This is a genomic window from Chryseobacterium amylolyticum, from assembly GCF_051011775.1.
Taxonomy (GTDB): domain Bacteria; phylum Bacteroidota; class Bacteroidia; order Flavobacteriales; family Weeksellaceae; genus Chryseobacterium.
The window spans coordinates 238491-251483 of the sequence record NZ_JBPCHX010000003.1 but is presented as its reverse complement, the minus strand read 5'-3'; the positions used below and the strand labels follow the sequence as shown (position 1 = coordinate 251483).

The following is a 12993-nucleotide window of genomic DNA, read 5'->3' as shown; positions in this document are numbered from 1 at the left end:
TTTATTGAAAAAGAATTGTGTTCTGGATTTGCTTTTTCTGAAGGATCAGATCCAGGATATCAGCATCGAGTTTGAGTGCTTTTTTATTGGGTGAAAGTATATAATTATTATTGGTTTGTGACTTCACCGTATTTTCAAATTGCATGATGGAAGTATATTTTGCATCATTAAAAACTTCTTTGTCTGCCTTGCTCAACTTGTCGTAATCAGCCTTGAAAGTATTCACTTTATTTCTGGTAAATGTCTTTTTTTCAGGATTCTGATTATAGACCTGCGCAGGGACCATTTGGCCCAAAATTTTCTGAGCTTTCAGTTTTTCCAGGCCGGCATTGATGTTTTCAATCTTTTTAAAATTACAGCTCAGTCTGATGATATAATTATCAAAATCCACAGATGTTTTCACATTGCTGATTCCGGGAGTTGCTTTAAAAATTTTTGCTGCTTCATTGATCTTGTTTTCAATCTCCGCCTTTTTGGGAACTTTTTTTCCGTTGATGGTTTCCATTTTGGAGATAGACGCCAGTCTTGTTTTGCTTTTGCTGGCATTCAAAATTATGGTATACTCTCCCGTACCGTCAGCTTTCACATTCACTTTATCAAGAATATCAAAACAGCTTGTCAGAAATAGTAAAGGCACACATAGAAGAAATAATCTGAGAAAATTTTTCATGATTGGGTTTAAAAGCACAAAATTACTCAATTCCGGCCTTACATCCTTACAATCTTTTATTTTTTGAGCATAAATAGCTGTTTTCCAGTACCTTTTAATACGGAAACAATACAATTGTAGTTTTATTGTATTTAAATATCTCCTTTCAGATATTCCTGGCGGAGGTCTTCATCCAGCTTTTCTATAGCGTAACGCAGGCAGGTTCTCGGCATTTCTTTGTAATACGAATTCAGATAGCTGATCAGTTCGCCTTCATTCTTATTCCCCATCTCCCTAAGCAGCCATCCGTTTGCCTTATGCATCAGATCATGGGGATGCTTCATATTTCTGGTTACAAATTCTTTTGTAAGGTCAAATGAACCTTTTTTTATATAATGCATCGTCCCCACTACAGCGATTCTCTTATGCCACATCTCTTCAGATTCCGAAAGTTCTCTAAGCAGGTTTTCTTTCTGATTTTCAAAAGCATACCTGCCTAAAATTTTGTAGCAGGTAGAATCTACCAGATCCCAGTTATTGACATAAGGAAGATGATCAAGATAAAAAGCGACCACGTCTTCTTTTACAGCTTTATCTTTTGTTTTTTCAAATTTTAAAATCAGCATAAAAAGAGCCGTTAATCTATGCTCATGGTATTCTGAAGACAGTAAGATGCTGAGTTCCTGCAGGCTTATTTTAGGGTAATATTCCTTTGCAACAGAGCGTTGATCAGGAACTTTTACTCCCAGAAACAAATCGCCTTCACCATATTCTCCTTTTCCGGTTTTAAAAAATCTCGGAAAGAATGCTGCCTTTTCAGGGATGGAAAGAACAGCTAATGCTTCCTGTATCTCTTTTACAATACTCATATTCCGAATGTCTGTTACGTTTAAGCTTTTTCTTCTGCAGTGATATTCTCCTGCTCTTCTTCCTCTTTGGCAATCTTATTAGGGTTGGCTACTTTAGCAATGGTAAGCCCCTGAACAATAATTGAGAAGACCACGACACAGTAGGTAATACTTAAGATAATCTGGCTGTATTCACTTTTAGGAATAGACATTGCCAATGCAATAGACACTCCCCCACGGATTCCTCCCCAAACCAGCACTTTTACGGTCTGCGGACTGAAACTTCTTCTCAGAGAAGTAAATTTTGAAGGCCCCCAGATAGAAATAAATCTTGCCAATAAAACGACCACAATGGCAACCAGACCAGGAATCATGAAGTGTCTGAGATCTTTAATCATCAGAAGCTCAAATCCTATGAACAGGAATAATACGGCATTCAGGATTTCATCAATCAGTTCCCAGAATTTGATCAGATAATCCTGAGTAATGGATTTCATTTTAAATCTCACATTAAAATTCCCCATAAATAATCCTGCTGCTACCATCGTCAATGGTCCGGAGATATGCATTTGTCTTGCAATAAGATACCCTCCCATCACAACTGAAAGTGTTACCAGCACGGAAATAATATAATCATCCACTTCACGCATCAGTCTGGAAGTCACCCATCCCAGCAATCCTCCCAGCAAAATCCCTCCTCCGGCTTCTCTCAACAGCAGTAAACCAATGTTTTCAACTCCAAGATCCACTTCTTTTCCAATGGCAAGCTGCAGAACAACGGTAAAAACCACTACTGCCATACCATCATTGAAAAGGGATTCCCCGGCAACCTTTGTCTCCAGTGATTTGGAAACATTTGCCTGTTTCAGGACACTCAGAACCGCAACGGGATCTGTAGGCGAGATCAGCGCTCCAAAAACAAGACAGTAGATAAAAGGAAGATTAATCCCTACATAAGGCAGTAAATAAAACATCCCGAAACCTACTACAAAAGTGGAAATAACAACACCTACCGTAGAAAATATCAATACCGGCCGGAACTGCTCCTTCAGGTCATTAATATTAATGTGAATTCCTCCTGCAAAAAGAAGAAAATTAAGCATGGCTCCCATCAAAACCTCTGTAAAGTCGATGCTGTCCATCAGGTTGTGAAGGTGTCCGAAAGTTCTCGGAAGGACTGTTTCCCCGAACATTACCAGAAAAATAGAGACCACAATAGCGATCACCATAATTCCGATGGTACTCGGAAGTTTTAAGAACCTGTAATTAAGATAGGCAAATATTGACGCTAATACGATTAATGCTGAAAATGAATAATATAATTCCACTAAGTGTTTTTATTTGAGATTAATTGGTTAGTTCCAAATAAAGTATTTTAATATAAATCTGCTTTCCGTCTTTTTCCCAGATGTCAAACATGCCATCTTTGGCCGGCTTTGAACTTCTTTTATAATCCTGTCCTACATTCAGGATGTTGAGCAGGATATATTCGTCTCCTACAGAATTGACAATATAAGCTGTCTTTTCGGATTTCCCGTCTCCTGAGCCTTTTATGCCTTCAGTAAGTGCACGGAACTGATTCAAGTGATGGATAAAGTTATTTCCATCCTTTAAAGAATCATATGCCCTGAGCAGAATAAGCAAAATGTCCAGGTTGGTAGGATCTTTATCATATAATGCCTTTCCCTGCTTAATGCAGTCTGCAAAATTATTCTGCTTAAAAGCATCCACAAGATTTTTAAAGCGGTCTTCAGATGTGCTTATCTTATCATTTCTGAAGTTTCTTCCATAGTACAGGTATTGTGATTCTATACTGTCTAAAGACTTCGGATATCCTTTAAACTTAAAAATAAGTTTCTCGTAATTGTAAGGAGAATCAGAATTTTTGAGGCTTTTCTCAATAGCTTTTAAATCAATTTTTGATTTTTGGCTGAACCCAAAAACCGAAAACACGATGAATAAAAGGAAAAAGTGATATTTCATTAATTGTTGCTTTCTTCTTCCTCATCATCGAAATATTCGAAAAGGAAATCATTGTACGGGAATCTGGAAATATGAATTTTCATGACCTCGTCATAGATCATTTTCTTCATTTCCGGGAAATTTTCCTTCGTTAAGGCAGAAATGAAAACCGTTGGATATTTTGATTTTGCCATCCATGTTTTTTTCCATTCTTCCAGTGAAATATTTTTACGGGTTGAAGGGGTAAGATCATCTTCATCCTTTTTCTCATAGCTGAAATCATCAATTTTATTGAAAACCATAATCATTGGTTTCTGATGTGCGTTGATTTCCATCAGGATATGATTTACAGATTCAATATGATCTTCAAAACTTTCATGAGAAATGTCTACCACATGAATCAGAAGATCTGCTTCACGAACCTCATCCAAAGTAGATTTAAATGATTCCACCAGTTGGGTTGGTAATTTCCTGATGAATCCTACTGTATCTGTAAGCAGAAACGGCAAATTCCCGATCACTACTTTTCTTACTGTAGTATCCAGTGTTGCAAATAATTTATTTTCTGCAAAAACTTCAGATTTTGAAATGGAATTCATCAGAGTAGATTTTCCTACATTGGTATATCCTACCAGGGCTGCACGAACTACCTTTCCACGGTTGTTACGCTGGGTAGCCATCTGCTTGTCAATTGTCTTAAGTTTATCTTTCAGTAATGTAATTCTGTCACGGATAATACGGCGGTCAGTCTCAATTTCCGTTTCACCGGGACCTCTCATCCCAATCCCCCCTTTCTGACGCTCAAGGTGGGTCCACATTCTTGTTAATCGTGGTAAAAGATATTGATACTGGGCTAATTCTACCTGAGTTCTTGCATAAGAAGTCTGTGCCCTCTGGGCAAAAATGTCAAGAATAAGATTGGTACGGTCCAGAATTTTAACTTCCATTTCTCTTTCAAGGTTTTTAAGCTGTGAAGGTGAAAGTTCATCATCGAAAATGACTGTTCCTATTTCGTTTTCTTTTACATATTCTTTTATCTCAATGGCTTTTCCGCTTCCGATAAAGGTTTTGGAGTCAGGCTGAGTCAGTTTTTGGGTAAAACGTTTTTGTACGGTTGCTCCTGCTGTGAAAGCTAAAAACTCAAGTTCATCCAAATACTCCGTCAGTTTTTCTTCGTCCTGATTCTGGGTAATAACACCCACCAGGACCGCTTTCTCATAGTTATGTTCTTTCTTTTCTAGCATTAAATTCTGTCTATGTTTATGATTTTTACAAGTTAATATTTTTCAGAAAAAAAACAAAATCAATTTTTATTTAATAATATATTTTAATATAAATTTAAGTTAACTGACGGAAGATGTTTAAAAAATCAATAACTTTATATAATAAATTTCTGATTTTTACTTATTTAAATTAAAAACTAATCTCCGGAATATCATGATTACCCATATCAGATGTATGATTATTGATGATGATGAACTGGACAGGCTGGTTCTTCAGCATTATATCAGGCAATATCAGAATATTGAAATTATTGCCTCTTTTGACTCTGCAGAAAAGGCTATTCCTTATCTTGACCTTCCTATTGATTTTCTGATTACCGAAACCAATTTAAACGGTATGAACGGGCTTGAATTCCGGAAACTGGCCCATAAGATCCCTGCGTGTATTTTTGTAAGCTCACATCCTGAACTGGCTGCGGGAACCTTTGAAATCAACACTTTAGATTTTATTACCAAACCTCTTACCGCAGAACGATTTCATTACTCTATGGAGAAGCTTTTTGATTTTTTTGAAGCCAGGCAAAAATGCGAATGCTATGATGCCATGACAGGTGAAAACTGCCTCAAGATAAAAGAAGGCGGACATGTTTTTCAGATTAAGATGAAAGATATCCTGTACCTGGAAGCGCTGAAAGATTATACGAGGATCATTACCCTAGAAAAAAATCACTGCATCTTAAATTCCCTGGGGAACCTTCTGCAAAAAAACTGTTTTGATTCCTTCGTCAGAATCCACAGAAGCTATGCTGTCCCACGTCATCTTATCCGTGGAAAAAGCTGTCATGAAATAGAACTTGCCCATCAAATAAAGCTACCTATCGGCAGAACCTACAAGGATAATCTTTCCTTTTTCAATCCTTAAAAGTTTATACAAAAATTCAGCTGTTATTCATAAATGCCATTGGTCGATTATTTCTGCCGTTGGTCTATTTTCCTGTCATCTGATTGAGATTCGTGGTAATTTAGTCTTCCCAAATTCCCCTCAGAAAACACATCTATTAATCACCAAAACTGTTATCCATGGAAAGAATATCTATTTACTGTATTATTCTGTCTGTCTTTTCCATCCCCATACTGCACGCTCAATCTGCAGTTCTGGCAACCGGGCTGGATACATCAGCAGCTAATGGTTTTGTTTCTTACAGCGTAGGCCAGCCGGTTTATCTGGAAAAAGGAGCAGGACAAGTGCTGGAAGGCGTTCAACAGCCTTACGAAATCATCACCCTTACCACCGTTGAAAATTCTTCTGAATTATCTGGCATTTTGCTCTATCCCAATCCTTTCAGAGATTATCTGTATCTGGATTTTACCTCAAATAATTTTAAAGGATCAGAATATCAGCTATTTGATGGCCAGGGAAAACTGGTAAAAAAAGATAAGATTTCACAATCAAAATCTGAGCTTAATTTCTCCTCACTCCCTTCAGCCATGTACATCATCAGGATTACCCAAAATGGAGAAAATATTAAAACTTTTAAAATCATTAAAAAATAAAACGCCATGAAAAAAATATTATCACTGTTCTGGATCCTGACCGGTTTCTTTATGGGACTTTCTCAGGCACCGGAAAAAATGAGCTACCAGGCTGTCATGAGAAACGGTTCCGGACAACTTTTAGCCAATCAAGCTATTGCTGTGAAAGTAAGCATTTTACAGGGATCTCCCGCCGGAGCCGCAGTTTACTCTGAAAGACTCACCGGGAACACCAATGCCAACGGACTCATCAGTCTTGAAATAGGAACGGGAACTGTACTTACCGGAACATTCTCTACCATTGCCTGGCCTGCTGGAAGCTATTATTTAAAAACAGAAACAGATCCTGCCGGAGGAACCAACTATACCATAGCAGGGACCAGCCAGCTGCTGAGTGTGCCCTATGCTATGTATGCCAAATCTGCAGGCGGCGGGGGTGGAAGCTTTGCCATTCCTTACAGCACAAGCGTTAATAATGCTTCCACTTTATTTTCATTGGTCAACGATGGAGATGGTACTTCCCTTGAGGGAGTAAATAATACGACCACATCAAATATTTCTGCAGTAAGGGGGATTGTAAACAGTACTTCTCCTGGTGGATTTTCCAGTGCTGTACGTGGTATTAATAATGGAACAGGCGGACTTGGAGTAGGGGTTTACGGAAGCCAGGCCGGAAGCGGATGGGGTGTATACGGAGTTACCCCCAATGGATTAGGGGTATATGGTAATGCCAGTGCTAACGGAACCGGGGTTTATGCCAACAGTAATACAGGAACCGGTCTTACTGCTACCAGTAATAACGGAATTCCTGCAAGCATTTCAATTTTCAACAACGCGAATAATAATGTTGCTCTCAGTGCATCCAGCGTAGGAAATGGTACGGTTGTAAATGTTACGACCTCAGGAAACGGAGCCGGAGTAAGAAGTTCTACAGCAGCTGGATTTGGGGTACATGGAATGACTTCTGCAGTTACTTCAGCCGGGGTAGTAGGAGATAACAACGGAGGCGGAGAAGCAGTAGTGGGCAGAACTACCAGTGATATTGCAGGAGCAGTAGTAGGCAGAAATGATGGAGGTGGATATGGAGTAAGAGGTTTTGTTGCAACCAATACATCCGGAACAGGTATCGGTGTTTACGGACAGGTAGGGTTAAATAACAGTACAGGCCGTGCCGGAAGATTTGAAAATTTCAACAATACAAATACTGATGCCAATACTTTTGAAGTGATATCTAACGGAAATGGAAATATCCCTGATAATACCAAAGGCAATGCCGCGTCTTTTCTACTCAATAATACCAATAGCGTTGGAGCAGCCGTAAGAGGGGAAGTCAATACTATTTTCGGAAATTTTGGTGCGGCCGCTATTTTTGGAGTTTCTTCAGGTACTGGTGGACGCGCCGGGCTATTCTATTCTTCCAATCCTGCCGGAAACGGAGCATCACTGATCGCTTTAACAGACGGTAACGGAAACGCCATTACAGCCAATGCAGGCAAAGACGGAAATGGTGTTGAAACCAATATTGATGGGGCCGGAAACGCCCTTTACGCATGGGTACCTTCTTTTTCTACAGGGCGGGCCGGAAGATTTAATATTTTCAATGAATCCAACACCAGCGATGTTATCACAGTAACTACTGTTGGAAACGGTATCGCAGGGAATTTTAAGGTAGATAAAGTGACCGGAACTTCGGCTGCCGTAAGAGGAGAAGTCAATTCACAGTTTGCCAATTTCGGTACGGCAGGGATTTATGGAGTTTCTTCAGGTACGGGAGGATATGCGGGATTATTCCACGCCAGTAATCCGGCAGGTAATGGTCCTGCACTGATTGCCATTGCAGATGGTAACGGTAATGGTATCACCGCCAATGCTTCCAATAGCGGAGACGGAGTGGAAGCAACAGTAGACGGCACAGGAAATGCAATTTATGGCTGGGTTCCCAACTTCGGTACCGGAAAGGCTGGTAGATTTTCCAACTTCAATATCAGTAACAGCCAGCCGGTACTGTATGTAACCAATTCAGGTACAGGATCTGCTCTGTCTATTAACCATACAGGTTCTTCAGGAGATCTTGCTATTTTACAAAGTGCCGGAGCAAATGTTGCCAGAATCAACAAAGCAGGAAGAGGCTTTTTTAACGGCGGAACTCAAAACAGCGGTGCCGACGTTGCTGAAGCATTTGATGTAAACGGAAATATTTCTCAGTATGAACCTGGGGATATTCTTGTGATCTCAACCAGCGCGGACAGAACCGTTGAAAAATCTTCAACCCCTTATTCTAATCTTGTTGCCGGAGTGTATGCCACAAAACCCGGTGTACTTCTTACGGAGGAAAATATTGACACTGATATTTCCAATAAAGCTCCCATGGGCGTCATTGGTGTAATTCCTACCAAGGTATGTCTTGAAAACGGAAAAATAAAGAGAGGTGATCTACTGGTAACTTCATCTAAGCCAGGTGTTGCAATGAAAGCCAGTCTTAAAAAGGTAAAAGTAGGACAGGTCATCGGAAAAGCGCTTCAGGATTATGACCAAAAAGAGATTGGAAAAATTCAAGTATTAGTCAACATAAAATAAACCGTCATGAAAATAGCATATATTATCCCGTTATTATTTTTCAGCACCATTATCCATGCTCAGGAAAATAAAAAGACTACCCCTACAGAGGAAGATCAAACACTGGTTGTAAAACAGGCGCAGGAACAGCAGGCTAAACTCATACAGGAAGCTAAAGAAAAGACCACTGTAAATACCGGCCTGCCTTCTGATCATGGCCTTGCCGTTAAAAAACAGGATTCCAAACCCAAAGCTGCTTCAGACAATTCGGGAAACCTTCTTTCCAATACGGCAAGTCTTGAAGACATAAAAAAAACAATCCCCAACAGACAGGCATATCACAATATAAATTCTAGGAACACAAAAGCGACTGTTACCGGGCTGCCCAACACAGCAACTCTGGAAGAAATAAAGAAAACTATCCCTAAAAACTAATAACTCTCAAAACTGATAACCACAAAAAAGCTGATAACCAAACTAGATTTTTCAAACAAAGAAGTCCGCCAAAGAGCGGACTTTTTATATTGACGGCTGCATTATTAATCCCAATCAGCAGCTACAAATTTCATTGTATGACCATGATCATCAGACAGGGTAAGAAAATGTCCTTCAACAGAATATCTGGTCATGGTTTCAATTTTCTTCTGAAAAGATGTTTCAAGATCCATATCCTCGCAGGCTTTAGTTGTGCTGACTCCTTTTGAAATCTTTACCTTTCCTCCTTTTTTAAATTCGGACATAAAAGACATCTGATTACATCCCATGTAGGCACTCCCCTGAATTTTACCCTCTACAATAGCAGCCGTCAGATTCATTTCTGCTTTGTGGGCAATAAGCTGATCTTTTGAAAAACCATCAAAAGAAATCAACATCCACTGCCTTTGGAGAGATGGGTTTTTATCCGGTATTGCAGAGCAATTCAAAACAACTCCTAAAAGTAAAGCGGTAAAAAGTGATAATAGTATCTTTTTCATGCGGATTATCATCCCATTTTCATACCAACCCGGGACAGAATCTCGTAAAAATTAGTAAATTAGCGACACAAAAATTATTTTATAAAATGAAAAGACTATTTCTACTATTCACTTTCTTACTGGGCTTTGCTCAGATGAGGGCGGATGAGGGGATGTGGCTGCTAATGCTCATCAAAAGACTTAACGGTGTTGATATGCAAAAAGAGGGTCTGCATCTTACGCCTGAAGAAATTTATTCAGTGAACAATTCAAGCTTAAAAGATGCTATCGTAAGTTTCGGTGGTTTCTGTACAGGAGAAATTGTTTCTGATAAAGGACTTATATTTACCAATCACCACTGTGGCTACGGGGCTGTTGCTGCGGCTTCTACACCAGAAAAAGATTATTTGAAGAACGGTTTCTGGGCAATGAAACAGAAAGACGAATTCAATGCAAAGGATCTTTATGTAAGATTTTTAGTGAGAATGGATGATGCTACCAAAAGAATCACTTCCAAGCTAAACAACAATATGACCGGAGCAGAGAGAAAAGCTGTTATCGATGCTGAAACTAAAGCCATCCAGACAGAAAACTCTGAAAACGGAAAATATACTGTAGTAGTAAAAGATTTCTTCAACGGAAATGAATTTTACTATTTCGTATACCAGGATTATAAAGATATCAGATTGGTAGGTGCTCCACCTTCATCATTAGGAAAATTCGGAGGAGATACAGACAACTGGGAATGGCCAAGACACACTGCAGACTTCACCGTTTTCAGAGTGTATGCTGATGCTGCAGGAAACCCTGCTGAGTATTCTCCAAGCAACACTCCTTTGAAGCCTAAGCATTTCCTTCCGGTTTCTCTTAAAGGAATCAAGCCTGGTGATTTCTCAATGATCCTGGGATATCCTGGAAGAACAAACCGTTACCTGACTTCTTACGGAATTCAGCAAATGGTAACCAAAGATTACCCGGCATGGGTTGAAGCTTCCAAAACGGCCATGGATGTTATGAAAAAATACATGGACAAGGATAAAGCAACTCAGCTTAACTACGCTTCTCAATATGCTTCTGTAGCTAACTACTGGAAAAACAGACAAGGTACTATTGATGCAGTAGAGAAAAACGGAACCATTTCTGACAAACAAAAGATTGAAGAAACGTACAATAAATGGGCTGCAATGCCAGGAAATGAGGAATACAATGGAGTTTTAGAAGATATAGGCGCCTATTACAAACAAGTATCTGACAGAAATGTTGAAAGAAACTATGCTACACAGTTTACAAGAAATGCAAAATATATTACCCTTGCATTACAGTTAGGATTAGTTCTTAAAACTTATGCAGCTCAGGATATGCAGGGAAGACTGGCAATGAAACCTAAAACTGAAGCTGCAATCAAAGCTGCCTATGAAAACTTCAATCCGTCTTTGGAAGGAGAAATGCTTGCTGCTATGACCAGCCTTTATCAGGCAAGAGTTAAAAACCCGGACGTTGCTTCTGCTACTATTTTAGGGCTTGATGCCAAGACTGTTTCTAATTTGGCATATTCTTCAATTTTCGCTAATAAAACTTCTGCAACGAACTTCTTATTGAACCCGGATGCACTGAAGCTTGATGCTGACCCACTTTGGAAAGCAGCTAACGGAATTATGGCAGATCAAAAGATAAGCACTGAAAGATTTGTTAAGATAGATGACTTTTTTGCCAAAAACAACCGTCTTTTCTTAGCGGGTCTAATGAAGGCTATGCCTGAAAAGAAATTCTACCCGGATGCTAACTCTACCATGAGATTAACTTACGGTACGGTAGATAAACTACCCATCAGAAATGACAGAAACTATTTCGGGATTACGGATAACTATTATACAGACATGACCGGTCTTGTTGGAAAATACAAGAAAGGTGATGAAGAGTTTGATCTTCCTCAAAGAGTGATCGACCTTTACAATCTTAAAGATTTCGGACAGTATGCTGATGCTGCAGGTTATATGCCTGTAAACTTCCTTTCTAACAACGATATTACAGGTGGTAACTCCGGTTCCCCGGTAATTGATGGCGACGGAAACCTTATCGGTATTGCTTTCGATGGAAACAGTGAAGCATTAAGCGGTGATATCGTATTCGAGCCTGAATGGCAGAAAACGATCAACGTTGATGTTCGTTTCGTTCTTTGGACAATTGATAAGTTTGCAGGAGCAAGAAGATTAATTGACGAGCTGAAGCTTGTAAGAGATGCCAATACTCCGGCTGATACAAAAACTAAAAACTCAGGTACTACAGCAATGCCTAAGAAAGCTAAAAAATAATCTTATCTGATATATTTTTGAAAACCGTGAAATTTACTTTCACGGTTTTTTTATTTTTGATTATTAAAAATATTTCAACATGAATCATCAAACTATTAAATTCAGAGCTGTTATTCAGCAAAACGGAGCAATGAATGCTGCATTTGTAGAATTTCCGTTTTCTACGGAAGAGCTGTTTAATAAAAAAGGACAGGTAAAGGTTAAAGCCCTGTTTGACGATAAAGTTGAATACCGCGGAAGCCTCGCCAAAATGAAATCTGACTGCCATATTTTAGGTCTGACGCAGGAAGTCAGAAAACAGCTTGGTAAAACCTTCGGAGATGAGGTTTCTGTATCTCTTATGGAAGATAAAGAAGAAAGAATGGTTGAAATTGCAGATGACATCACCTCTGTTTTTAAACAAAACCCTGAAGCAAAGGCTTTATTTGATAAGATGAGCTACACCCACAAAAAAGAATATATCCGCTGGATTGAGGAAGCCAAGAAACCTGAAACCAGGGAAAACCCGAAAGGTAAAAATGGTTCAGATGATTTTGGATGGGAAGAAAGGGATATAATCTCCTTCCCATTGCATTATATTTTCAGTTCTCCTTGCAGATATTGTTTTCCTCCTCCATTGGTAACCGTTATAAGTCCGTCATAATGATTCACTTTTACTCCTAAATCATTGATTACCTCCTTAAAATACCCTGTTTTTCCTCTGTTATGAGTGATCTCTCTTTGCCAGATAAACGTTGCATACTGTCCCGTTTTATTCCGAAATGTAAGTGCACCCAACGGGTTTGTGTATCCCAGCCATTTAATATCTACTACCGCACTTTCATTGGCAGCAAAATCTTTAGACAATACAATAAAGTTGTTCATTTATGATTTGTTTTCCGGTTAATTAATTATTATCTTTTTTAAGAGGTACAAATATCCCTTTGCATTACGACAAAACTCGACGTATTATTCATC

General features: G+C 39.1%; 13 protein-coding genes. 6 read left to right on the top strand and 7 right to left on the bottom strand.

Annotated elements, in window-relative coordinates; translation table 11 throughout:
- Position 1 precedes the first annotated feature (1 nt).
- The 5 genes from ACR1PO_RS09930 to hflX all read right to left on the bottom strand — a co-directional run bounded on the left by ACR1PO_RS09930 (position 2) and on the right by hflX (position 4703).
- Positions 2–670 (bottom strand): hypothetical protein, encoded by a 669-nt coding sequence (locus ACR1PO_RS09930; RefSeq protein WP_433986658.1) that lies wholly within the window; start codon positions 668–670, stop codon positions 2–4.
- Positions 671–801: 131 nt separating this feature from the next.
- Positions 802–1518, bottom strand: coding sequence for a DNA alkylation repair protein (locus ACR1PO_RS09925; RefSeq protein ID WP_433986657.1), 717 nt, complete (start codon positions 1516–1518; stop codon positions 802–804).
- Positions 1519–1538: 20 nt separating this feature from the next.
- Entirely contained in the window at positions 1539–2825 is a 1287-nt protein-coding gene (locus ACR1PO_RS09920) for a cation:proton antiporter (RefSeq protein WP_433986656.1), read from the bottom strand.
- Positions 2826–2844: 19 nt separating this feature from the next.
- Positions 2845–3480, bottom strand: coding sequence for a DUF4919 domain-containing protein (locus ACR1PO_RS09915; protein ID WP_332388661.1), 636 nt, complete (start codon positions 3478–3480; stop codon positions 2845–2847).
- Complete coding sequence (hflX, locus tag ACR1PO_RS09910) at positions 3480–4703, bottom strand: GTPase HflX (RefSeq protein ID WP_002982307.1); 1224 nt, start codon at positions 4701–4703, stop codon at positions 3480–3482. Before hflX ends, ACR1PO_RS09915 begins: the two co-directional genes overlap by 1 nt.
- Before the next feature lie 193 nt (positions 4704–4896).
- Between hflX and ACR1PO_RS09905 the strand changes: the two genes are divergently transcribed.
- The 4 genes from ACR1PO_RS09905 to ACR1PO_RS09890 all read left to right on the top strand — a co-directional run bounded on the left by ACR1PO_RS09905 (position 4897) and on the right by ACR1PO_RS09890 (position 9206).
- Positions 4897–5604 carry a LytR/AlgR family response regulator transcription factor gene (locus ACR1PO_RS09905; RefSeq protein WP_433986655.1) on the top strand — a complete coding sequence of 236 codons (708 nt, stop codon included), beginning with the start codon at positions 4897–4899 and terminating at the stop codon, positions 5602–5604.
- A gap of 158 nt (positions 5605–5762) precedes the next feature.
- Positions 5763–6236, top strand: a complete 474-nt coding sequence (locus tag ACR1PO_RS09900) for a T9SS type A sorting domain-containing protein (RefSeq protein WP_433986654.1) — start codon at positions 5763–5765, stop codon at positions 6234–6236.
- Between the two features lie 6 nt (positions 6237–6242).
- Positions 6243–8792 (top strand): beta strand repeat-containing protein, encoded by a 2550-nt coding sequence (locus ACR1PO_RS09895; RefSeq protein WP_433986653.1) that lies wholly within the window; start codon positions 6243–6245, stop codon positions 8790–8792.
- Positions 8793–8798: 6 nt separating this feature from the next.
- Entirely contained in the window at positions 8799–9206 is a 408-nt protein-coding gene (locus tag ACR1PO_RS09890) for a hypothetical protein (protein ID WP_433986652.1), read from the top strand.
- Between the two features lie 104 nt (positions 9207–9310).
- Here ACR1PO_RS09890 and ACR1PO_RS09885 read toward each other — a convergent pair whose 3' ends face one another.
- Positions 9311–9745 (bottom strand): META domain-containing protein, encoded by a 435-nt coding sequence (locus tag ACR1PO_RS09885; RefSeq protein WP_433986651.1) that lies wholly within the window; start codon positions 9743–9745, stop codon positions 9311–9313.
- An 86-nt stretch (positions 9746–9831) separates the two neighbouring features.
- Between ACR1PO_RS09885 and ACR1PO_RS09880 the strand changes: the two genes are divergently transcribed.
- Positions 9832–12036, top strand: a complete 2205-nt coding sequence (locus ACR1PO_RS09880) for a S46 family peptidase (RefSeq protein ID WP_433986650.1) — start codon at positions 9832–9834, stop codon at positions 12034–12036.
- A gap of 79 nt (positions 12037–12115) precedes the next feature.
- Positions 12116–12679, top strand: a complete 564-nt coding sequence (locus ACR1PO_RS09875; RefSeq protein WP_433986649.1) for a YdeI/OmpD-associated family protein — start codon at positions 12116–12118, stop codon at positions 12677–12679.
- On the opposite strand, the gene ACR1PO_RS09870 is transcribed toward ACR1PO_RS09875, so the two are convergent.
- Positions 12610–12900, bottom strand: a complete 291-nt coding sequence (locus ACR1PO_RS09870) for a hypothetical protein (RefSeq protein ID WP_332388670.1) — start codon at positions 12898–12900, stop codon at positions 12610–12612. The two genes, ACR1PO_RS09875 and ACR1PO_RS09870, sit on opposite strands and share 70 nt — an antisense overlap.
- Positions 12901–12993 lie beyond the last annotated feature (93 nt).